The organism is Microbacterium sp. 4R-513 (assembly GCF_011046485.1).
GTDB lineage: Bacteria > Actinomycetota > Actinomycetes > Actinomycetales > Microbacteriaceae > Microbacterium.
Window position 1 is genome coordinate 2,176,926 of record NZ_CP049256.1, and the last position, 21,184, is coordinate 2,198,109.

Here is a 21,184-nt window from a genome sequence, read left to right on the forward strand (position 1 = left end):
TCGTGACTGAACCCACCACTCAGGGGAATCCCGACTACCGCGACTCGGGTCTCGTCTTCCCGCCCGGCTTCACCTTCGGCTCGGCGACGGCGTCGTACCAGGTGGAGGGCGCGTTCGACGAGGACGGCCGCGGCCCGTCCACCTGGGACACCTTCTCCAAGACGCCCGGCAAGGTCTGGAACGGCGACACGGGCGACGTCGCGTGCGACCACTACCACCGGGTCGACGCCGACCTCGATCTGATGAAGGACCTCGGCCTCGACGCGTACCGGTTCTCGATCGCGTGGCCGCGGATCCAGTCGTTCGACGGCGCGGCGGGCTCACCGACCGCTGTCGTCAACCAGAAGGGGATCGACTTCTACTCGCGCCTCGTCGACGGCCTGCTCGAGCGGGGCATCAAGCCCGTCGCGACGCTCTACCACTGGGATCTACCGCAGGCGCTGGAGGATGCCGGGGGCTGGCCCGTCCGCGCGACGGTCGACGCCTTCGAGGAGTACGCGTCGATCATGGGCGCAGCCCTCGGCGACCGCGTGCACACGTGGACGACGCTCAACGAGCCCTGGTGCTCGGCGTATCTCGGCTACGGACAGGGCGGGCACGCACCCGGGCGACACGAGCCGGCGGCCGCGCTCGCGGCGGTGCACCACCTCAACCTGGCTCATGGCCGGGCCGTCTCCGCGCTTCGCGCGACCTCGGCCGGCTCGCCCGAGTACTCCGTGACCCTCAACTTCCACGTGCTTCGCGGAGCGGGGGATGGCGCGGCCGACGCCGTGCGTCGCATCGACGCGCTGGCGAACCGCGCCTTCACCGGGCCGATGCTGAAGGGCGAGTACCCGGCCGATCTGCTCGAGGACACGGCATCCGTCACCGACTGGTCGTTCGTGCAGGACGGCGACCTCGCGGCGATCCATCAGCCGATCGACGTGCTCGGCGTCAACTACTACTCGACCGCCACGGTGAGACTGTGGGACGGCGTCTCGCCGAAGCAGATGAACGACGGCCACAAGGGCGCCGCGGGCGGCACCGCATGGCCTGGCAGCGATCGGGTCGTCGAGTTCGTCGAGCAGCCCGGTCCCTACACGGCGATGGGCTGGAACATCGCGCCGGAAGGCCTCGAGGAGCTGCTCGTGTCGCTGTCGGAGCAGTTCCCCGAGCAGCCGCTCATGATCACCGAGAACGGGGCGGCGTTCGACGACGTCGTGGCGGAGGACGGGTCGGTACCGGACCCGGAGCGCCTCGACTATCTGCGCCGGCACTTCACCGCGGCACACCGGGCCATGGCCCGAGGCGTCGATCTGCGGGGCTATTTCGTCTGGTCGCTGCTCGACAACTTCGAGTGGGGCTACGGGTACGCGAAGCGGTTCGGGATCGTGCGGGTGGACTTCGACACGCTCGAGCGCACCGTGAAGAACTCGGGCAGGTGGTACGCCGAGCTCGTGCGGGAGCGGGCGATCCCGGACTGACCGGTCGGGCCGAAGTCATTCGTGCTCGGGCAGAAGCGGCGTCGACCAGCCCGGGTCGCGACCCAGCTGCGTGGCACGAGCGACGGAGGCGGCGCCGAAACGGTCCCGCACCGCGTCGAGGACCGTGTCGAGCCGTGCACTGTCCTCCCAGTCGAGCGGCAGCTCCGGCTGCACGCCCTCCGCGCTGCCGAGCTGCGTCAGCGAGATGCCGATGAGGGTGATGCCGCGCTCCTCGATCTCGGGGAGGGCGGCGGCGAGCAGTCCCCGAGCGACGGCGAGCACGACCGAGGTGCGCTCGGTCGGGGAACGGAGGGTGCGCGAGCGCGTGACCTTCGCGAAGTCGCCGAAGCGCAGGCGCAGCACGACGGTCCGGCACACGCGATCGCGGTCGCGCAGGCGCCGCGCGAGGCGATCGACGATCTGCGTGAGGATGAGGTCGAGCTCGTCGGCCGAGCGGGGACGACTGCCGAGCGCCCGCTGTGACCCGATCGACCCCCGTCGCCGCGTGCTGTCGACGGGCCGCGGGTCTCGGAGGCGCGCCAGCGCGTGCAGGTGCGCCCCCGTCGCCTTGCCCAGCAGCCTCTCGGCGGTGGCCGCTTCCAGCTCGGCCAGCTCTCCGACGGTGTGGATGCCGAGGCCGTGCAGCTTCGCGGCGGTGACGGCGCCGACGCCCCACAGCCGCTCGACGGGAAGGGGGAGGAGGAACGCCTGTTCCTGCTCGGGCTCGACGACGAGCAGCCCGTCGGGCTTGCTGACGGCGCTCGCGACCTTCGCGAGGAACTTGGTGCGCGCGACCCCCACCGAGATCGCGAGGCCGACCTCTGCGCGCACCCGCTCCCGCAGCCGCACGGCGATCTGCTCGGGTGTGCCGGCGATCCTCCGCAGGCCCCCCACCTCGAGGAACGCCTCGTCGATCGAGAGGCCTTCGACGAGCGGTGTGGTGTCTCGGAAGATCGCGAACACGTCCTTGCTGGCGGCGGAGTAGGCATCCATCCGCGGCGGCACGACCACGGCATCCGGGCAGAGATCCCGGGCCTGCCGGCCACCCATCGCGGTGCGCACACCGCGCGCCTTCGCTTCGTAGCTCGCGGCGAGCACCACGCCGCCGCCGACGATGACGGGCCGGCCGCGGAGTTCCGGTGCGTCGCGCTGCTCCACCGATGCGTAGAACGCGTCGAGATCCGCGTGCAGCACGGTGGCCTCGCCCCGCATCCCAGCCTCCCGCCGACCATCCGTCCTGCGGATCGTCGCACGCACCGCCGACACCGCCGGGAGCCGATCAGGGGGGACGGATGCCGGGGGCCGGGGTCGAGGCATCCGCCCGCTGTATAGGTGGCCCGCGGTCGCCCCCTGCCAGGGCGACTCGTAGGCTCGGGGCGTGCGGGATCCGATGCACTTCGACGCGATTGCGGACGACTACTCCGCCGCCCGGCCGCCGTATCCTCCCGAGCTGTGGGCGCGGGTGCGCGACACCGGGCTGGTGGGCCCCGGTCGCCGGGCGCTGGATCTCGGAGCCGGCACGGGTCAGGCGACCGGACCGCTTCTGGCGATGGGACCGGACGTCACAGCCGTCGAGCCCGGGCACAGGCTGGCGGCGCTGCTGCGGGCGCGGCATCCCGGAGCGGAGGTCGTCGTGGCGCGGGCGGAGGATCTCACGCCGGCCGACGCGTCGTTCGATCTCGCGGTGGCGGCGACGTCGATCCACTGGATGGACCTCGATGTCGTGCTGCCCGCGGTCCACCGAGCGCTCACGGCCGATGGGCGGTTCCTCGTGTGGCGGAATGTCTTCGGGGACGCCGAGGCACCCGTGACCCCCTTCCGGAGACGGGTCAGTCAGATCGTCGAAAGGCGAGGCGAGACGGTCTCGGGCGGTGATCCGGAGGATGCGGCGGCCACCGCCGAGAGGCTGAGCCGGTCAGGATTGTTCGCGGTGCACGAGATCTGCCAGTGGCGATGGAGCATCGCCCTCGACTCCCACGAGATCGACCGGCTGTTCCGCACCTTCAGCAACTGGTCTGCCGACGAGGCCCGCGAAGCCGCGGACGCCGTGCGGGAGCTCGGCGGCCAGGTGATCGAACACTATTCGTCGTGGCTGATCGAGCTCGTTCCGCGACGGCAACCCCCTCCGGCGTGACCCGCCGCGGCGTAGCCTCGTGACCGAAGAGCCGTTCGAGAGGAGCGCCCATGCCGGCCCGCGAAGAACTCCCGGCGACGATCAAGCGGTCGCCGAAGCACGCTCAGGACATCTGGCTCGCGACGCACGACTCGGCCGTGGAGACATACGGCGAAGGGGAGCGAGCACACCGGACCGCGTTCTCGGCGCTCAAGCACCAGTACGAGAAGGTCGGGGACCACTGGGAGCTCAAAGAGGAGAAGGGCCCCTCGGACGAGGGCGCCCTGAGCCGGGACGGCGAGACGGCAGGTGGCGTCAACGCGAATGCCACGAAGAAGCACCTGCTCGACGTCGCGAAGCGCCTCGACGTGCGCGGGCGCACCAGGATGACGAAGGACGAGCTCGTCGAGGCGATCCAGAAGGCGAACGACCGGGAGAGCCGGCGGAGTCTCGAAGCGGAGCGGTGATCGCACCGGGTGAGGCCTCGAGCCGATGTGGCACCGACGCGAAGGCGGTTCCACCCGCGAGAGGACGGCGCGATCGGCCTTGTCTGCGTCCTGGGCCGATGGGCAGACTTGCAGCCACCGATGCGAGGAGCCTGCCATGGCCGATGACGACCTCCCCACGGGACCTTCCGGGCACGTGATCAAGCCGCTCACACCCGAGACCTTCCCGGCCTGGCTGGCGCTCGCCGAGAAGCACAACGGCGTCTGGGGCGGATGCTACTGCTCCTACTTCCACGGCGACACCGAGCAGACCGTCAAGAGCGAGTACGACAGGGCGACGTTCAAGCGGCGACTCGTGGAGGAGGGGGTGGCGCACGCCGCGCTCGTGTTCGAGGGCGACGACGCGATTGCCTGGTGCGAGTACGGGAGTCCGCTCGAGCTGCCGGGCATCTATCACCGCAAGGAGTACGAGGCGGGGGAGGACCACCCGGCGCCGTGGCGCATCACATGCTTCTTCGTCGACCGGGATCACCGGCGCTCCGGGGTCGCCCGGGAGGCGCTCGACGGCGCCCTCGACCTCATCGCCCGAGCCGGTGGGGGCGAGGTCGTGTCTTTCCCGAATGAGCTCGTATCGGGCAAGAAGACGTCGTCGTCGTTCCTGCACAACGGCACCCGGGCGATGTTCGAGAAGGCCGGATTCAGGTTCGAGCGTCACATCGGCAAGAGCAAGACGGTGATGCGGAAGATGGTCGCTCCCGCCGCCGCCTGACGCGGTTCGCCAGGTCTGCGCGTCCGCAGCCGGGCGTCGTCGGCTGCGCGCACGGAGCAGATTGTGGGACGCGCGAGGTTGTCCTGTGGCCTGGCCGTAACCCACTCGCGCGTACCTTCGAAGGATCCTGAATCGAGGAGGAACGATGACGCGCACCCTGCATCGCAGTACGGCGTCCGTCGCGCCCGCGAGCATCCGGTCGATATCCGGCCGCCGTCTGGAGGCGGCGACGCGCTCTCGGTCCGCGGTTCACGGCGGAGGGAGCACGACGTGCACGCAGTAGACCTGATCATCGGAGAGCATGTCCATCGCCTGCCGATGGACACCGACGAGAGCGCTCTGCTCATCGAGTTGACGGACGCCGTCCACGCGGGCGGCGGGGTGGTCGTCCTGCCGACGCCTCGAACGCAGTCCACCGTGGCGGTGCTGATCAGCCCGGGCGTTCCGGTGTTCATCGAACGCACGCTCATCCCCGACGAGGCCCCCGACGACGTGAGCTCGACGACCTGCGGCGACGTGCTGGAGTGGTCCGACCTCTGACACGCGGCTGGTCGCCGGTCGCTGGCCGACCGGCACCGGCGCCGGCTTGTTCTCGCCTGATCGAGGCGGCGCGGCGGTGGTGGGTCTCCCGTCAGCTGCGGCGAGTCCGGCGGTAGCGTCCGATGACGAGGAGCGAGGCTCCCGCGAGCAGGAGCAATGCCGCCCCGAGTGCCGGCCCCGTCGGATCTGCCCCGGTCACCGGCAGGCCTCCTGCAGCCGGCGCAGCGACCGGAGGTGCCTCTTCGGCGGGCGGAACCACCGGCGCGGCCGTCACCACGACCTGGATCTCGAGCGGGGCTCCGGTCCCGCCGTCCTTGTCGGTCGAGGTCAGCGACGCGGTGTACGTGCCGGCGGCGGCGTAGGTGTGGGTGATCGGCGGGTCGGCCGGTCCGACCACGCTCACCACCGGAGAGCCGTCGCCCCAGTCCACCGTGTAGGTGAAGCTCGCCGCCATGTCGGCCGAGGACGGATCGTCCGCCCCCACCTTGATGGTGAAGGGAACCCCGACCGTCGCGGTCAGCCCGCCCGTGACGACGGTGTCCGGTGCCGTGTTGACCACGTCGAGCGACGTCGAGTCGGTCGCTTCCTGCTGCCCCAGAGTCACCCGCAGTGTGATGGTGTGCGTCGACGGGCCGTCGTCGATGCCGAGAGCCTCGAGCTCGGCCCAGTTCAGAGTCGGTGTCGGGCCGGTGGCGTCGGTGAAGTCGCCGTCGGCATTCAGATCCCACGCATACGTCGCGCCGGGGCTCGACCCGGACCCGTCCAGGGTGAGCGCGGCTCCCTCAGCGACCGAGTAGGGGCCGCCCGCGTCCGCGACGACGGGTGGCAGAACGGCCTGGATGAGGTTGCCGGTGCTCGTGGCGTAGGCGGGGCTGCCGGAGTAGACGGCGCTGATGGGATGCGTCCCCTCAGCGAAGGCGCTCGTGGTGAAGGTCGCCGTTCCGTCCGGCGCGAGGGCTACCGGGGCGCCGAGAGCGATGACGCCGTCGAAGAAGGCCACGGTTCCAGTCGGAACGGGCGAACCGCCGGCCGTCACGGTCGCCGTCAAGGTGACAGCCTGACCCACGACCGAGGGGTTGACGCTGGACGTGATCGTCGTCGTGGTCGGCGCGAGGTCCACCACCTGGGTCACGGTCGCGTCGCTCGCGCTCAAGCCCGCATCGCCGGAGTAGGTCGAGGTGACGGTGTGCGACCCGACCGCGAGAGTGCTGGTGGTGAAGGTCGCCGTTCCCGACGCGCTCAGGGGCACTGCGGCGGCGAGGGGGCTGACGCCGTCCGCGAATGCGACGGTGCCCGTCGAGACCGGCTGGCCGTCCGCCGTGACGGTCGCCGTGAACGTGACGGACTGTCCGAAGGTCGAGGGGTTGACGCTCGAGGTGAGGGTCGTCGCTGTCGGGCTCGCTGTCGTGAAGGTGAGGCACCAGCCGCCGCTGATCGATCCGGCGTCGCCCGAGGCGTCGTCGACGACCCACAGGCTCCACACACCGTTTGCGCTGGTGCCGTTGAAGGTCGCGAGGGTCGTCGCCGGGCTCACGACCGGCGCGGGGGCCGGGAACGCGGCATCCGCTGCATCCGCGTCGTCGTCCGTCGGCCGGAAGGTGCCCGAGGCGAGCGGTGTCGGCACCGGACCGGCGGCGGCGTCGTCGAAGACGATCGTCGCGCCGCTCACGGGCGAGGTCCCGCCGACGTCGCTCATCAGCATGACGTTCGTCGTCGGCACCGGCCCCGACAGCAGCACGTCGAGATCGACCGGCACGGCATGCGAGACCCCGTTGAGGGTCGCGGTGACCTTCGTCACGGGAGCGGTCAGCCCCGTCACGGTGATGTTCGACGGGTACGGGGCAGCGGGACCGTTCGCCGGGACGGTCAGCGATCCCGGATTGCAGTACGTGGTGCCGGTGACGGTGGTGGGGTTGTCCACCCGCTGCGACACCGAGCCGTTGCTCGCGAGGAAGCCGGTGCTGCCCGAGTACGTGCCGACGATCGCGTGGGTGCCCTCCGTGAGCGTCGACGTGGTCACCTGCGCGATCCCGGCGGCGTTCAGGGCGACGGTACCCAACGGTGCGCCGTCAGCGGTGAACGCGACGGTCCCGGTGACGGGGCCGCCCGCCGCGGTGACGGTCGCGGTGAAGGTCACCGGCGCTCCGGTCGCCGAGGGCGAGCCAGACGTGGTCACCACGGTCGTCGTTGCAACGGCTGCCTGTTCGGTCGTGATGACGAGGCTCCACCCACCGGCCATCGAGCCGATGTCCCCCGAGGTGTCGTCGACGATGAACAGCTGCCAGTTCCCGTTCGGGTTGATGCCGGTGAAGGCGCCGGCGAGAGTCGTCTGCGCCGACGGCCCGGGTGCCGGTGCGGGGAAAGCCTCCACCCCGGCGGTGTTGGTGGGACGGTAGGTTCCGCTCGGGACGTTGCCCGTGGGCACGCCGCTTGCCGCGGCATCGTCGAAGGTGAGCGTCGCGTTGTTCGTGAAGGCCAGGGTGTTGGGGTCGCCGACGTCCGAGAGCACGACGAGGTTCTGCCCCGAGGGCGCGACCACCATGGCGTCGACGTCGTTGAGTGTGCTGTGCGTGAGGCCGGTGAAGACGACCTGCACCTTGGTCACCAGTCCCGCCATGCCTGAGACGGCGATGGTGGACGGATAGGGACTGGCCGGCCCAGTCTGATCCGGCGCCCCGGCGGCGGGGATGGCGATCGGCGCGGGATTCGAGAACGTCGTCGGGCCGTCCGCGCGGGCCAGAGAGGGTGCGACGACGACGCTTGCCACGATGGCCAGGACCGCGGCGACGGATGCTGCGAGCCCCCGCCGCCGAGATCGGAAGGGCATGGCGGCTCGGCGTCGTGCGTCGGATCCGGCCATCGTCTGCCACTCCCTCGTAGAGACCCGCTTCGCGGAGCCGCCCCTCGGGCGGTGCTGGCGGACACTGTCCTCTGACGGCACACTATGACTGCGAAGGGTGCCGTGTACAGAGTGCGCGGTGGCGTCGCGGACCCGGGGGAGGGCCCGTTTCTATCCAGGAGGATGCATGGACCCTTTCATCGGCGAGATCCGCTGCTTCGGCTTCAACTTCGCCCCGAGGGGGTGGGCGCTGTGCAACGGACAGCTCCTGTCCATCTCGCAGAACACCGCCCTCTTCTCGCTCCTCGGCACGATGTACGGCGGCAACGGCCAGACGACGTTCGGCCTCCCCGACCTGCGCGGCCGTACCTCCCTGGGCTTCGGCCAGGGTCCGGGCCTGACCAATCGCACGCAGGGTGAGCTGGCCGGCTCCGAGGCAGTGACCCTGACGGCGGGCGCGCTTCCGCCCCACGGCCACACCGTCGCCGCATCGGCCACGGCGACGACGAAGAACCCGTCGGGCTCGCTTCCGGCGGTGACCGGAGCGGGGTCCTCTTATGGCACGACGACGGACCTGACCATGAGTCCGTCGATGATCGGCGGCGGCGGATCCGCCCAGCCGCACGACAACATGCAGCCCTACCTCGTGCTCAACTGGTGCATCGCATTGGAGGGCGTCTTCCCCTCGCGCCCCTGATTCGGCGCTCGGGCGGAGCAGGAGCCGCCGCACGCCGTTCCGCCCGAGTCCGCCTCCGAAACGTGATGATGGGGAGGACCACCGCGACTCGGAGGGGCTGACCACGCATGACCGTCGACAGGCCCGTCATCGGCATCATCGGCGCGGGCCGGCTCGGAAGAGTTCTCGCGAGACTCGCCGCCGACGCCGGCTACACGGTCCTCGTCGCCGGCTCCGGGGACCCGGGGCGGATCTCCGTGCCGTCTCGGCTGCGGCCTCGCGTGAGCGCCGGTACATCGGAGCATGTCGCCGAGCGGGCCGACGTCGTGATCCTCGCCCTGCCCTTGGGCAGATATCGGGAGATCCCGACGCGGCCCCTCGCCGGCAAGCTCGTGATCGATGCGATGAACTTCTGGTGGGAATCCGACGGTCTGCTGGCGGAGTTCACCGATCCGCTGGGTTCCAGCAGCGAGGTGGTCCAGCGCCACCTGGCCGGGTCGCGGGTCGTGAAGGCGTTCAACCACATGGGATACGCCGACGTCGAGGACGAGTCCCGGCCGCGCGGCCGGGCAGGCCGCAAAGCGATCGGCATCGCCGGCGACGACGCCCGCGATGTGGGCCTGGTCGCCGACCTCGTGGACGACCTGGGCTTCGACCCGGTCGTCGTGGGTCCCCTCGCCGACGGGGTCAAGCTCGAACCCGGCACGGAGCCCTTCGGCGCCGACGTCGACGCGACCGAGCTCCGCGCCCTCGTCGACCGCTTCGCCGATTCGCAGCGCGGCCGGCGCCGAGCGGCGGCGCTCCGCTCCGAGGAGTAGGCGACAGACGCGACGGCGATCAAGGGGGCGACCATCGCCGAGCCCTGGGAGCTTCCTCCCAACCCCGGCCGCGCCGGCCGCCCGGTCATAGCATGAGCCCATGTCCGGTCGAATCGTTGCCCGTGCCCTGACCGCCGCCGCACTGGCTGGAATGCTGGCGCTCTCGACGGCGACCGCCGCCGGCGCCGCCACCGCCGCCGGCTCGCCGCCGGGAGGCGGAGCGGTCGAAGACCTCATCGCCCTCCCCGACGGCTTCCAGCCCGAGGGCATCACGATCGATCCCCGCGGCACCGCCTACCTGGGATCCCTCGCCGACGGCGACATCTATGCCGCCGACCTGCGTACGGGTGACGGCGAAGTCATCAGCGAGGGTCCCGGCATCCCGGCCGCAGGTCTCAAGATCGACCGGCAGGGACGGCTCTTCGTCGCGGGCGGACCCAGCGGCGTCGCGCGGGTGATCGACTCGGCGACCGGTGAGGAGCTTGCGCGCTACCAGCTGGCTCCGGCGGGGGCGTTCATCAACGACGTCGTGCTGACGCGCGACGGCGCCTGGTTCACCAACAGCACGGCCGCCGAGCTGTACTTCCTGCCGATCGGCCCGTCGGGCGCCCTGCCCGACCCCTCGGAGATCGTCACCCTGCCGCTGACGGGCGAGTGGGTGCAGCAAGCCGGCTTCAACGCGAACGGCATCGCCGAGACGACCGACCACAAGGCGCTCCTCGTGATCCAGTCGTCGACGGGAACGCTGTTCCGCGTCGATCCCGATACGGGCGCAGCCACCGCGGTGGACCTCGGCGGCACATCGCTCGAGTTCGGCGACGGGCTGCTCGTCATCGGCCGGACGCTCTATGTCGTGCAGAACCAGCTGAACCGGATCGCCGTCATCCGCCTCGACGCGGACGGGACCTCCGGGTCGCTCATCACCACGCTGGCGAACGACGCATTCGACGTTCCGACGACTGTCGCCGCCTACGGCTCGAGCCTTTTCCTCCCCAACGCGCGGTTCGGCACCCCGCCAAGCCCCGACACCGAGTACGACGTCGTTCGAGTGCATCGCTGACGTGGCGAGGCATCCGTCTCCGAATGGGGCCGGGATGCCTGCGGACGGCGTCAGGCGCTGAGCCGCCGGACGGCGGGCAGGTCGGCCTCCGCCCAGTCGAGGCCGGCGAGGCCCTCGCGGGCCACCCAGCGCAGTTCATCGTGATCGGTGCTGGCGGTGGGGCGCTCGCCGTCGAGCCGTGCGATCAGGCAGATGAGGCGAATGGGTCCGGTCATGTCGGTCGTCAGGTGACCGGTGACGTGGATGCCGATGCCGAGCTCTTCGCGGATCTCGCGCTCGAGCGCCTCGGCCGGCGACTCGCCCGGCTCGACCTTGCCGCCGGGGAACTCCCACTTGCCCGCAGCGGCTTTGTGCGCCGCGCGGCGGCACGCGAGGAAGAGTCCGTCGTGCTCGATGACGGCGGCGACGACGTCGATCGGCGCGGGCATGGGTCCATCGTGGCATCGCGCCGGCTGCTGCCGGGCATCGCCGATTCCGGAACGCCCGATCAGCCGTCGGCGGCTCGTTCGTCTTCGATCGCGGCCTCGGGCGCGGCATCATCCTCATCGAGGGCCGTCGCGAGATCGGCGGGAGCGCCCGCTCCGCGGCTGAGGAGGACGAACGGAACCGCGACGGCGGTGATCACGCCGCCCCAGAGGAGCGAGATCGCGTAGCCGCTGATGTCGGCGACGCGGCCCAGCGCGGGCTGGATCACGACCCCGCCCGCCGAGCCCATCAGCGAGTCGAACGAGAGCACCGTCGCGCGCTGCTTGGACGGGATCATCGCGTTGAGGTACGCGCGGTGCACGGGGTCGTCGATCGCCGACGCGATGCCCCACACGGCCACGAGGACGATCGCGATCCAGAAGTTCTCCACGAACCCGAACAGCACGAGCACGAGGGCGCTCGTCACCGTGGCGAAAAGGATCGTCGAGGTGCGGCGGCGGAAGCGCCGGCGCACCCAGGGCGCCAGGAGTCCGCCGACGATGGATGCCCCGGAGAGGAGCGCTGCCGCGAGGCCGGCGATCGTGTACGCCTGCTCATCGCCCCACAGCTGGAGCAGGTGAGGCTGAAGGGCGTAGAAGACGTAGATGCCGACGCCCGCCGTGAAGGGACTCGCCAGCATGAGCCACCGGACGGCCGGCTCGCCCAGCCCGTACCGCACGGACGCGCGGAACACCGTGCGGGTGGCCGTCAGCGGTCCCTCGCTGCGGTCGGGTGTGAACCCGATGTCGCGCATCAGCATCGCGGCGACGACGAACATCGCGAGCAGCAGGCCGACCCTGATGAGGAACGGCACGCCGAGATTCGACAGCTGGGCGACGACGCCGCCCAGCACGGAGCCTGCGAGCATCGCGACGCCGCTGAAGATCTGCGAGCGGCCGAACACCGTCTCGAGGCTCCCCTTGTATCCGACCGCCCGCAGGGCGTCGACGAGCCACGCGTCGACGGCGCCCGAGAAGAACGTGAATCCGAGGCCGAGCAGCACCGAGACGATCGCCCACGCCCAGAAGGGCGAGTGCCAGACCCACAGCATCCAGTACATCGCCGTCGAGACCGCGAGCGTCACCGTGCCGATGAGATACGACGCCCGACGCCCGAGCGTGTCGGCGACGACGCCGGTCGGGATCTCGAAGACCAGCATCCCCGCGGTGAAGAGGGCGTTCGCCGCGAAGGCCTCGAAGTTCGACAGCCCAGCGTCGAGAAGGAAGAGCGTGTTCACGCCCCAGATGAAAGAGGCCGCGAGCGTGTTGCCGAGCACCAGCACGTAGTACGTGCCCTGGATGCGCCGGGCGGTGGGCGGCGGGGCCGTGGCGGTCATGCTCCTCCGATCGGCGCGAGGCGCCATATGCGCGACGCGACAACTGAAGGCTAGACCCGGGCTGCGGCTCAGGGGGCGGATAGCAGAGGCGAACGCCGCGGGCCGGTCCCGCGAATTCGGGGCGACCCGTCAGGCAGCGCCCGGTTCGTCGCGCAGGCCGACGCGGTCGGGGATGTCGAAGTGCACGCGGGGGAGCCACTCGGCCGGTTCGGGCCATGGGCGTGACGCGGGGAGCCGGCGCAGCCGGGCGCGGAGGGCGGCGGCGGATGCCTCGACCGGCAGCACGCGGGACGGCGCGTGGTGGGCGAGCGCGCCGAGCCACCAGTGGCGCCACGTGCCGTCGATCGCGTCGGGCCCGACCACGATGTAGTAGTCGGGCATGACCGCCTGGCCGGTCTCGAACTGGTTGAGGACCGTCCCGACCTCGACCTCGAGGGTGCCGAGGGTCGCCTGCTCGCCGTACAGCTCGACCCACGCGGCGGCGACGTGCTCGAGCGGGTCGGCATCGTGCACGACGTAGGGGGTCGTCGCGGTCGCGAGGGCACGCGTCGTCTCGGCGGGCTCGGCGCCGCGCAGCGACATCGCGAGCAGCGCGGGCAGGCCGTGGAGTCCGGCGAGGAGGGCGTCGCTCTCCGAACCGACGAGAGCGACGACGGTGGATCGAGGGGAGTGATCGGTTGTGGGCGCCATATTCCACGGTACGCCCGGCGGTGTTTCGGTGGGGTGACGCCGCTGGGACTTTCGCGAAAAACGCGTGGGGACGAGGCATCCGTCCTATCGCTCTCGGCGAACCGCGGGAGCGCCTCGGAAGCGATGTCGGGAGCGCCGAATACCTTGGCTGCATGCGCATCCTGCACACCTCGGACTGGCACATCGGGCGGTCGTTCCACGGCCACTCGACGCTCGCCGCGCTCCGCCAGGTGCTCGATGCGCTCACGGGCCAGGTGCGCGAGCACGACGTCGATGTCGTCATCGTCGCGGGCGACGTGTTCGACTCGTCGGCACCGGCGGCCGCCTGCTACTCCGTCCTGAGCGACGCCCTGCGGAGCATCTCCGACGCGGGGGCCCGTGTCGTCGTCACGAGTGGCAACCACGACTCCGCGGCGCGGCTCGGGTTCCAGTCCTCGCTTCTGCGCGGCGGCATCCACGTGGTGACCGACCCGCTCTCCATCGGGACCCCCATCACGATCGCCGACGGCGACGGTCCCGTCCACTTCTACGGCATCCCGTTCCTCGAGCCGGCTCTCGTGCGGCACCTCTGGACGGGTGTCGAGCTGAGGTCGCAGCACCAGGCCCTCGCGCACGCGATGTCGCTCGTGCGCGCCGATCTGGCCGATCGTCCGGGGGAGCGGTCCGTTGCGATCTCGCACTGCTTCGCCGCGGGAGTCGAGCAGACGCCGGGCCTCGAGCGCGACATCCAGCAGGGCGGGCTCGACCTCGTGCCGCTGTCGGAGTTCGAGGGGCCGGACTATGTGGCACTCGGCCACATCCACGCTCAGCAGAAGCTCTCCGAGCGGGTGAGATACGCCGGGGCTCCTCTCCACTACAGCTTCGGCGAGGCCGACAAGAAGCGCGGTTCCTGGCGGGTCGACCTCGACGCGAAGGGGCTCGCGGGCGTCGAGTGGCTCGATCTCCCGGTCCCGCGCCGGCTCGTCACCCTGCGCGCGAGTCTCGACGAGCTGCTCAACGACCCGATCCACGCCGAGCACGAGCAGTCGTGGGTGTGCGCCCAGTACACCGATGCCACGCCGCAGCCCGACCCGATGCGCCGGCTGCTCGCACGCTTCCCGCACTGCGCGACGGTCATGCACCTGCCCCAGGGGGTGCGCGAGCCGGACGGCCTCACCTACGCGCACCGCGTGCGTCAGGCGCGGACGGATGCCGAGCTCTTCGACGCCTTCCTCGCCCACGTCCGCGAGGGCGAGGGCGCGACCCCCGCCGAGTCCGACCTGATCCGCGAGGTCATCGACGATCGCTCGCTCGTGGAGGCATCCGCGTGAGGCTGCATCGGCTCGAGCTGGAGGGGTTCGGACCGTTCCGTGCGCGACAGGTCGTCGACTTCGACTCGTTCGCCGACGACGGCATCTTCCTCATCGGCGGCCGCACCGGGGCAGGCAAGTCGAGCGTGCTCGACGGGGTCTGCTTCGCGCTGTACGGGGGAGTGCCCCGCTACGACGGGTCCGAGCGACGCCTCCGCAGCGACTACTGCACCCCCGAGGACGCGACGGAAGTCGCCGTCGAGTTCAGCGCCGCGGGGCGGCGGTGGCGGGTGGTCCGCTCGCCGGAGTACGAGCGGGCCAAGAAGCGCGGAACGGGCACCACGACCGTGGCGGCCGACGCGACTCTCTTCGAGTGGAACGGAACGGCGTGGGAGGGCCGAGCCGCGGGACTGCGGAATGTCGGCCTCGAGCTCGATCAGGTGCTCGGCCTCACGCAGCAGCAGTTCCTGCAGGTGATCCTGCTCGCGCAGAACCGCTTCGCCGAGTTCCTGCTGGCCAAGAGCGACGAGCGGCAGAAGCTCCTGCGCAAGCTCTTCGGCACGCGCACGTACGAGGAGTACCAGAGCGCCCTCGAGCAGCGGCGCAAAGCCGCCGAGCAGTCGCTCGCGGCCGCCGGCGATGGCGTCGCGCTGCTGCTCGGCGAGGCGGAGCGCGTGCTGACCACGGCGGCACTGGCCGGCGAGGAGCCGGCGCCGACCGACCTCGCCGGCCGCATCGAGTTCGCTGCGCTCGGTGCGCAGCGGGCGGCTTATCGAGCCGAGACGCTGATGCGGGACCGGGATGCCGCCGACGCGGCGCATCGCAGCGCCGACATCGCTCACACCGCCGCGAAGGAAAGGCGCGCGGCGCAGGAGCGACGGGAGCGGTCGCGCAGCGCGCTCGCCGCACTCGAGGAGCAGGCTCCGCTGATCGCGGCCGACCGCGAGACGCTCGAGCGAGCCGTTGCCGCCGAAGCGCTGCGCGCGCCGATCGAGGCCGTGGAGCGGGCGCGAGACCGCGTGGTCGCCGCCGAAGGGCTGCTCGCGCACGCGCGCCGGGCGTGGGAGGCCATCGGCTTCGCGGATCATGCGGCTCCCGGTGGTGCAGACGCCGCGCCGGATGCGAGCGGCCTGCTCCGCCTCATCGACGACCTGACGGGCGAGCTGGCGCGGCTCCAGGCGGTGGCCGAGCAGGAGCGGGAGCTCGAGGCGGCCGAGCAGCGGCTCGAAGCCGACCGTGCGCGCGCGGAGGAGTTCACGACCGACCTCGCCGCGCTCGACGCGGGTCGCGCCGCGATCCCCGCAGCGATCGAACGCCTCGAAGCGCAGCTCGCCGATGCCCGTGAGAGCGCAGGAGCGCTGGAGGCCACGAAGGCGCAGCTGGACTCGGTCGAGACACGGCTGGCCGCGGCACGGGATGCCGCGCGCCTGGCCACGGTGCTCGCCGACGCCGAAGAGGCCTACCTCTCCGCGTCGGCCCGGCTCGATCGCGCACGCGCACACGTCACGGCGCTCCTGCAGCGGCGGGTGGCGGGGCGCGCCGGCGAGCTCGCGGCCGAGCTCGTCGATGGCGAGCCCTGCGTCGTCTGCGGCTCACTCGAGCACCCGCATCCGGCGGCGTCGAGCGACGACGTCGCCACCGACGACGAGATCGGCCACGCCGAGCGCACGCGCGACGTCGCCGCTGCGGCGGAGTCCGAGGCCGCCGAGGCGGCTCGGGTCGCCCGGGAGGCGCACGCCGGGGCCGCCGCCCGCGCGGGCGGCGATTCGGTGGAAGTCCTGCAGGACGCGCACATCACGGCGAAGGCTGCGCACGCCTCGGCCCGCGAGGCCGTCGATCGCCGGGATCGGCTCACGATCCAGCGTCAGGACCTGCTCGATGCCGACGCAGCGGTGGCCGAGGAGCGTACGCGGCTGGCCGCCGAGCTCGAGGCCGTCAGGATCGCCATCGCCGGCGCCGAGGCCGACGTGCGGACAGCCCGCCGCGCCGTCGCCAAGGCGCGGGGCGACCACGCGAGCGTCGCCGAGCGCATCTCGGCGCTGACGATCCGGCGCGACGCCGCTCGACGGCTCGCCGACGCCCTCGCGAGCACAGCGGTCGACGTCGCTGCTCTCGGTGAGGCGGAGGCCGACTGTGATGCCCGGGTTGCGGCATCCGACTTCCCCGATGCGGCTGCGGCAGCGCAAGCGCTGCGCGACCCGGCGACCCGAGCCCTCCTCGACACGCGCATCCGCGAGCACGAGAGCGCGCTCCGCTCCGAGAAGGACCGGCTGCGCGAGCTCGAGCTGGAGCTCGCAGGGGTTCCCGATGAGCTCGTCGATCTCGACGCCACCGCGACGGCGCTCGCTTTGGCCCGCGACCGCTGGAGCGCCGCCGTCGACGCCGCCGCCCTGGCGGAGCAGGTCGCCTCGAATCTGGCGGGCCTCGTCGAACGCGCGCGCACGCGTCAAGAATCGCTCGCCGGTCTTGCCGACGAGGCCGCCGTCGTGACGCGTCTTGCCGACACGGTCGCGGGCCGCGCTCCGAACACCCATCGGATGACCCTCGAGTCGTTCGTGCTCGCCGCGGAGCTCGAAGAGATCGTCGGCGCCGCCAACCTCCGGCTGAGCGACATGTCAGCGGGCCGCTACGTGCTTCAGCACACCGACGCGCGGGCCGCCCGCAATGCCGCGTCGGGTCTGGGCCTCGAGATCATGGACGCCCACACCGGCCAGGCACGTCCGGCGCAATCGCTGTCGGGGGGCGAGACCTTCCTCGCCTCGCTCGCGCTCGCGCTGGGACTCGCCGAGGTGGTCACCGCCCGCGCGGGCGGAGTGCGGCTCGACACGCTCTTCATCGACGAGGGCTTCGGGTCTCTGGATGCCGACACTCTCGAACTCGCGATGCGCACGCTCGACGAGCTGCGCCAGGGCGGGCGGACGGTCGGCGTCATCAGTCACGTCGAGGCGATGAAGGAGCAGCTCCCCGCGCAGCTCGTCGTCGAAGCGACTCCACGCGGACCGAGCGTCGTACGGGTGAGCGGCGAGCCGGTCGGGCTGCCGTTCTCGTAGGCGGTCCGCGCCGGAAATTCAGTCATTGCTCTCGTCCGCGTGATCGGTATATCGTTTCCGCGGAGACCGGCCGACCCGACCGGTCCAGGCACGAGTCCGACTTCGCGCACGGCGACGCCGTGCACGCACCACCGGTTTCCTGTCCACACAGCAGTGTCAGGAAGCGCAATGGCGCTGGGGGAGAACGGCGCTTCGGGGGTTCCGCACCGAAGCGCCGTTTCCACGCGCCCCGACGTTGACGCCGGCACCCGTTGCGGGCCGGATGCGGCGGGTATACCGTGTGCGCCAGATCGGTCCGCCGGATCGGTTGCGCCCGAACCGCCGGCGCCGACGGAGACTCGAGGGGGAGTCCCTGCCCAGCCGACCTGGAGTTGTCCTGGGGGACTCAATGCGCATGACCAAGGCCGGGCGTCGCGCCCTCGCCGCACTGATCGCCGGCGCCGTCGTCGCCGGATCGCTGTTCGGATCGTCGGCCGCCTCGGCGGCGCCGCCGCTGCCCGCCCGCATGGCGGCGCTCGGTGATTCCATCACGCAAGCCGCGATGACGTGCTCCGCGCTGCTCTCGTGTCCGGCCAACAGCTGGTCGACGGGAACCACGACGTCGGTGATGTCCCAGGCTGCGCGCCTTCGCGCCTTGGGAGCCACGGAGCTCGTCGCGTACAACGACGCCGTCAGCTCCACGGCCTCGTCGGCCCTCGCGTCACAGGCCCAGCGAGCGGTCTCGCAGGGCGCGCAGTACGTCACGATCGAGATCGGCGCGAACGACGCGTGCACCAAGACGGTCGCCGGCATGACGCCGACCGTGATGTTCGCCGCGAACGTGCAGGCGGGCCTGGCCATCCTCGCATCGAGCGCGAACCAGCCCGAGATCTTCGTCGCGTCGATCCCCAACATCCAGCGGATGTACGACCTCAACAAGGCGAGCTTCTCGGCACGTCTGACCTGGTCGACCCTGGGCATCTGCCAGTCGATGCTCGCGAACCCGTCGAGCACGAAGCAGGCCGACGTCGACCGGCGCAACAGCGTCCAGCAGCGCGTCAACGAGTACAACGCGGCCCTCGCGCAGGCGTGCGCTGCGACCGTCAAGTGCCGCTTCGACAACTACGCCGTCGCGAACTACGCCTTCACGAAGGCCGACATCTCGACGCGCGACTACTTCCACCCTTCGCTCACGGGACAGGCGACGCTGGCCGCCATCACATGGCCGACCACGCAGTGGGCGTCCTAGCGCAGCCGGGGCAAGCCGCGGCATCCGTCCCCGCCGTCTCCGTCGGCTGATCAGGCGCGGAGGCGGAGGGGCCGCACCAGCAGACGGGGCTCGTCGCGCACCCAGCGGGCGCCCGTGGCGCGGAACTCCGCGTGGGTCGAGAAGCGGTAGTGGTACGAGACGACGCGGACGGCGCCCGGACGCCTGCCCTGGAACGGATCGTGCGCGAGGAGCCGGAGGGTCGCGGCATCCGCTTCGAGCAGCTTGATCAGGAAGACCATGAACCAGTCCTCGAGCGAGCGCCCGAGCGGCAGGAACCACATGAGCCAGTCGAGGCGCAGGTGGTACGGCGCCCACTGGCGGGGGATGCTGCGCACATCGCCCGGTTTGCCTTTGAAGCCGTACTCCAGCCAGTCGTCGTCGTCCGGGTCGTCCTCGGCCGTCCCCTCCACGACGTACTCGATCCGCCGCTTCGTCACGGTGCCGAAGGCGCCGTACGCATTGGCGAGCTGCCAGCGGTTGAAGCTCGCGTTCATGAGCTGTCGCCGGGCGGCGAGGTTCTGCGCGGCCGGCCAGCTGATCACGAGGTAGAGGACGAAGACGGCCGACGTGACGACGATCCAGGAGAGAGGCATCCCGTTCACGAGCCACGGGAGATCGCTCGGCGGGACCCGTGGCGCGGCGCCGATTCCGGGGATGCCGAAGCCCGAGAACGCGATGACGATCGTCGCCCAGTTGAGCCACGCGAAGTTGCCCGTCAGGACGAGCCAAGCCTGCGTGGCGATGACGATGGATGCCGCGACCGCCCCGACGATCGCCGGGACGGGTCCCGGGATCATGAGCCCGAGGATCGGCGCGAAGAGGAACCAGGGCACGATCAGCTGCGCGAAGTGGTTGCCGACGACCTCGCCCTTGTGGAACCAGCGGGGCAGGAGGTGTGCCTGCCGGCTCAGCGGTCCCGGCATCGGCTGCGTCTCGTGGTGGTACGTGAGCGCCGTGAGGTCCCGCCACTCGCGGCCGCCGCGGATCTTGATCATGCCGGCGCCGAACTCCAGCCGGAACACGAGCCACCAGAACAGCACGATGACGACGGTCGGCGGCGGCTGATCGTCCGACCCGAGGAAGGCGGCCAGGAACCCGGCCTCGAGGAGCAGCATCTCCCACCCGAAGCCGTAGAACGTCTGGCCGATCGAGGCGATCGACATGTAGCCGATCCAGAGGGCGAGGAAGCACAGCATCGGCACCCACGGCCACGCGAGCTGCGGGAGTCCGGCGACGAGAAGCGCGCCGAGGACGATTCCCGACCAGCAGAGCGCGGCGAGTCGCCGGTCGGTGTAGCCGAAGCGCAGGAAGAGGGTGGGACGCAGCATCCGTCCCCTCGCCCTCGAGGTGCGAGCCCAGCCGAGCAGCTCCGGGGCGGGGAGCAGTCCGTTCTCACCCAGCAGCGCGCGGAACTGATTGAGCGACGAGACGAACGCGATGACGTACAGCGCGGCGATGCCCCGTTGCAGCACCTGCCGGGCGAACTCGAAGTCGACCGCCGCGAAGCCGTCCATGACTCACGCGGCGGTGTCGCCGGGCCTCTCGCGTCTGGCCATGGCGGCAGTCTCGCACCAGGGGACGGATGCCGCGCCAGGGGTTGACGCGACGCCCACCCGCCGCCTGGCGGGACCGCCGAGGGCGGCGATTCCCCCGTGCGACGCGCCACTCGATGCGACAGGATGAAGGTGCGTCTCGCCCCCGAAGGAAGAGGTCTCTCGATGGAATCCGTGCTGCTCGACACCCCGTCCGGGATCGGCGCCCGCCTCGGCTGGGACCCCAAGCTCACCGAGCACGATCGCAAGCGCATCCTCGCGCGACAGCTCATCGCTTCGCGGATGGGCGTCTCCGAGGATGCCGTCCGCATCGAGCGCGAAGCGCCGGCGCAGTTCGGATTCCACACGCAGCTCTTCGCCGAGATCGACTCCGAGGAGGTGCCGCTCGAGATCCGCACGGCGAGCTTCCGCGCCGCCACCGTCGCCGCGATCGCCGAGCGAGGAGTGAAGCTCGGCATCGACCTGCGCGACGCACACCCCGATGAGCCGACGATCGCCGAGATGAAGCGTCACTCGCACCTCTTCGACGAGGACAACCTCGACTCCCTGCTCGCGCACTGGACCCGGGTGAAGGCCGTGTGCGAGGCGGACGGCCGGGGCGTGCGCATGAAGCCGGACTACGTGCGGCTCGACCTCTCGCGGAACAAGGGCTGGGTCCCCGACCGCCCCGTGCACTACTCCCTGCTCGACCTTTCGCGCGACGGCTGGATCATCACGCTGGCGTACGAGAACGAGCACTGACCCCCCTTTTCCCGCCGGTTTCGGGGCGGGAATCGGCGGTGGCACGCCGCGGCCGCCGGCGCGTCGACGACGGATGCCGCCCCAAAC

18 protein-coding genes are annotated in these 21,184 nt (G+C 71.1%); 12 read left to right on the forward strand and 6 right to left on the reverse strand.

The genetic code is table 11. The annotated features are described in order from the left end of the window. The first annotated feature begins 2 nt into the window (after positions 1–2). Positions 3–1,463: a family 1 glycosylhydrolase gene (locus tag G5T42_RS09475; protein WP_206535610.1), complete on the forward strand. Its 1,461-nt coding sequence runs from the start codon at positions 3–5 to the stop codon at positions 1,461–1,463. Positions 1,464–1,478: 15 nt separating this feature from the next. Here the strand turns inward: G5T42_RS09475 and dinB are convergent, their stop codons facing one another. Continuing rightward, positions 1,479–2,675: a DNA polymerase IV gene (gene dinB, locus G5T42_RS09480; RefSeq protein WP_165130175.1), complete on the reverse strand. Its 1,197-nt coding sequence runs from the start codon at positions 2,673–2,675 to the stop codon at positions 1,479–1,481. Positions 2,676–2,841: 166 nt separating this feature from the next. Here dinB and G5T42_RS09485 point away from each other — a divergent pair, with 166 nt between their 5' ends. From G5T42_RS09485 to G5T42_RS09500, 4 genes are all read left to right on the forward strand, one after another. After that, complete coding sequence (locus tag G5T42_RS09485) at positions 2,842–3,597, forward strand: class I SAM-dependent methyltransferase (RefSeq protein ID WP_165127994.1); 756 nt, start codon at positions 2,842–2,844, stop codon at positions 3,595–3,597. Positions 3,598–3,647: 50 nt separating this feature from the next. Beyond that, entirely contained in the window at positions 3,648–4,043 is a 396-nt protein-coding gene (locus G5T42_RS09490) for a ChaB family protein (RefSeq protein ID WP_165127996.1), read from the forward strand. 136 nt (positions 4,044–4,179) lie between these two features. After that, positions 4,180–4,791 (forward strand): GNAT family N-acetyltransferase, encoded by a 612-nt coding sequence (locus tag G5T42_RS09495; RefSeq protein ID WP_165127998.1) that lies wholly within the window; start codon positions 4,180–4,182, stop codon positions 4,789–4,791. Positions 4,792–5,061: 270 nt separating this feature from the next. Beyond that, complete coding sequence (locus G5T42_RS09500; protein ID WP_165128000.1) at positions 5,062–5,331, forward strand: hypothetical protein; 270 nt, start codon at positions 5,062–5,064, stop codon at positions 5,329–5,331. A gap of 91 nt (positions 5,332–5,422) precedes the next feature. Here the strand turns inward: G5T42_RS09500 and G5T42_RS09505 are convergent, their stop codons facing one another. Then, on the reverse strand, positions 5,423–8,158 hold the full coding sequence (locus G5T42_RS09505; RefSeq protein WP_165128002.1) for an Ig-like domain repeat protein: 2,736 nt from the start codon (positions 8,156–8,158) through the stop codon (positions 5,423–5,425). A 199-nt stretch (positions 8,159–8,357) separates the two neighbouring features. Here G5T42_RS09505 and G5T42_RS09510 point away from each other — a divergent pair, with 199 nt between their 5' ends. From G5T42_RS09510 to G5T42_RS09520, 3 genes are all read left to right on the forward strand, one after another. Beyond that, positions 8,358–8,867, forward strand: a complete 510-nt coding sequence (locus G5T42_RS09510; RefSeq protein ID WP_165128004.1) for a tail fiber protein — start codon at positions 8,358–8,360, stop codon at positions 8,865–8,867. A 107-nt stretch (positions 8,868–8,974) separates the two neighbouring features. Next, entirely contained in the window at positions 8,975–9,664 is a 690-nt protein-coding gene (locus tag G5T42_RS09515) for an NAD(P)-binding domain-containing protein (RefSeq protein WP_165128006.1), read from the forward strand. 100 nt (positions 9,665–9,764) lie between these two features. Then, positions 9,765–10,724, forward strand: a complete 960-nt coding sequence (locus G5T42_RS09520; protein ID WP_165128008.1) for an SMP-30/gluconolactonase/LRE family protein — start codon at positions 9,765–9,767, stop codon at positions 10,722–10,724. A gap of 50 nt (positions 10,725–10,774) precedes the next feature. Here G5T42_RS09520 and G5T42_RS09525 read toward each other — a convergent pair whose 3' ends face one another. The 3 genes from G5T42_RS09525 to G5T42_RS09535 all read right to left on the reverse strand — a co-directional run bounded on the left by G5T42_RS09525 (position 10,775) and on the right by G5T42_RS09535 (position 13,215). Continuing rightward, positions 10,775–11,152, reverse strand: a complete 378-nt coding sequence (locus G5T42_RS09525; RefSeq protein WP_165128010.1) for a (deoxy)nucleoside triphosphate pyrophosphohydrolase — start codon at positions 11,150–11,152, stop codon at positions 10,775–10,777. A gap of 59 nt (positions 11,153–11,211) precedes the next feature. Beyond that, complete coding sequence (locus G5T42_RS09530; protein ID WP_165128012.1) at positions 11,212–12,525, reverse strand: MFS transporter; 1,314 nt, start codon at positions 12,523–12,525, stop codon at positions 11,212–11,214. Between the two features lie 129 nt (positions 12,526–12,654). Next, positions 12,655–13,215, reverse strand: coding sequence for a hypothetical protein (locus G5T42_RS09535; RefSeq protein ID WP_165128014.1), 561 nt, complete (start codon positions 13,213–13,215; stop codon positions 12,655–12,657). A gap of 152 nt (positions 13,216–13,367) precedes the next feature. On the opposite strand from G5T42_RS09535, the gene G5T42_RS09540 reads away from it, so the two are divergent. From G5T42_RS09540 to G5T42_RS09550, 3 genes are all read left to right on the forward strand, one after another. Continuing rightward, positions 13,368–14,525, forward strand: a complete 1,158-nt coding sequence (locus tag G5T42_RS09540; RefSeq protein ID WP_165128016.1) for an exonuclease SbcCD subunit D — start codon at positions 13,368–13,370, stop codon at positions 14,523–14,525. Continuing rightward, entirely contained in the window at positions 14,522–17,554 is a 3,033-nt protein-coding gene (locus tag G5T42_RS09545; protein ID WP_165128018.1) for an SMC family ATPase, read from the forward strand. Before G5T42_RS09540 ends, G5T42_RS09545 begins: the two co-directional genes overlap by 4 nt. A 394-nt stretch (positions 17,555–17,948) precedes the next feature. Continuing rightward, positions 17,949–18,782, forward strand: a complete 834-nt coding sequence (locus tag G5T42_RS09550) for a GDSL-type esterase/lipase family protein (RefSeq protein ID WP_206535611.1) — start codon at positions 17,949–17,951, stop codon at positions 18,780–18,782. Positions 18,783–18,832: 50 nt separating this feature from the next. On the opposite strand, the gene G5T42_RS09555 is transcribed toward G5T42_RS09550, so the two are convergent. Beyond that, positions 18,833–20,317 carry a lipase maturation factor family protein gene (locus G5T42_RS09555; protein ID WP_165128022.1) on the reverse strand — a complete coding sequence of 495 codons (1,485 nt, stop codon included), beginning with the start codon at positions 20,315–20,317 and terminating at the stop codon, positions 18,833–18,835. Between the two features lie 204 nt (positions 20,318–20,521). Here G5T42_RS09555 and G5T42_RS09560 point away from each other — a divergent pair, with 204 nt between their 5' ends. Further along, complete coding sequence (locus G5T42_RS09560; RefSeq protein WP_206535612.1) at positions 20,522–21,097, forward strand: hypothetical protein; 576 nt, start codon at positions 20,522–20,524, stop codon at positions 21,095–21,097. Positions 21,098–21,184: the final 87 nt, after the last annotated feature.

What these genes read in the sequence shown, in the direction of transcription:
- G5T42_RS09510 (WP_165128004.1), top strand. Translation starts at nt 8,358, where the DNA reads ATGGACCCTTTCATCGGCGAGATCCGCTGCTTCGGCTTCAACTTCGCC.
- G5T42_RS09525 (WP_165128010.1), bottom strand. Translation starts at nt 11,152, where the DNA reads ATGCCCGCGCCGATCGACGTCGTCGCCGCCGTCATCGAGCACGACGGA.
- G5T42_RS09555 (WP_165128022.1), bottom strand. Translation starts at nt 20,317, where the DNA reads ATGGACGGCTTCGCGGCGGTCGACTTCGAGTTCGCCCGGCAGGTGCTG.
- G5T42_RS09550 (WP_206535611.1), top strand. Translation starts at nt 17,949, where the DNA reads ATGACCAAGGCCGGGCGTCGCGCCCTCGCCGCACTGATCGCCGGCGCC.
- G5T42_RS09495 (WP_165127998.1), top strand. Translation starts at nt 4,180, where the DNA reads ATGGCCGATGACGACCTCCCCACGGGACCTTCCGGGCACGTGATCAAG.
- G5T42_RS09515 (WP_165128006.1), top strand. Translation starts at nt 8,975, where the DNA reads ATGACCGTCGACAGGCCCGTCATCGGCATCATCGGCGCGGGCCGGCTC.
- G5T42_RS09490 (WP_165127996.1), top strand. Translation starts at nt 3,648, where the DNA reads ATGCCGGCCCGCGAAGAACTCCCGGCGACGATCAAGCGGTCGCCGAAG.
- G5T42_RS09540 (WP_165128016.1), top strand. Translation starts at nt 13,368, where the DNA reads ATGCGCATCCTGCACACCTCGGACTGGCACATCGGGCGGTCGTTCCAC.
- dinB (WP_165130175.1), bottom strand. Translation starts at nt 2,675, where the DNA reads ATGCGGGGCGAGGCCACCGTGCTGCACGCGGATCTCGACGCGTTCTAC.
- G5T42_RS09535 (WP_165128014.1), bottom strand. Translation starts at nt 13,215, where the DNA reads ATGGCGCCCACAACCGATCACTCCCCTCGATCCACCGTCGTCGCTCTC.
- G5T42_RS09520 (WP_165128008.1), top strand. Translation starts at nt 9,765, where the DNA reads ATGTCCGGTCGAATCGTTGCCCGTGCCCTGACCGCCGCCGCACTGGCT.
- G5T42_RS09505 (WP_165128002.1), bottom strand. Translation starts at nt 8,158, where the DNA reads ATGCCCTTCCGATCTCGGCGGCGGGGGCTCGCAGCATCCGTCGCCGCG.
- G5T42_RS09560 (WP_206535612.1), top strand. Translation starts at nt 20,522, where the DNA reads ATGGAATCCGTGCTGCTCGACACCCCGTCCGGGATCGGCGCCCGCCTC.
- G5T42_RS09530 (WP_165128012.1), bottom strand. Translation starts at nt 12,525, where the DNA reads ATGACCGCCACGGCCCCGCCGCCCACCGCCCGGCGCATCCAGGGCACG.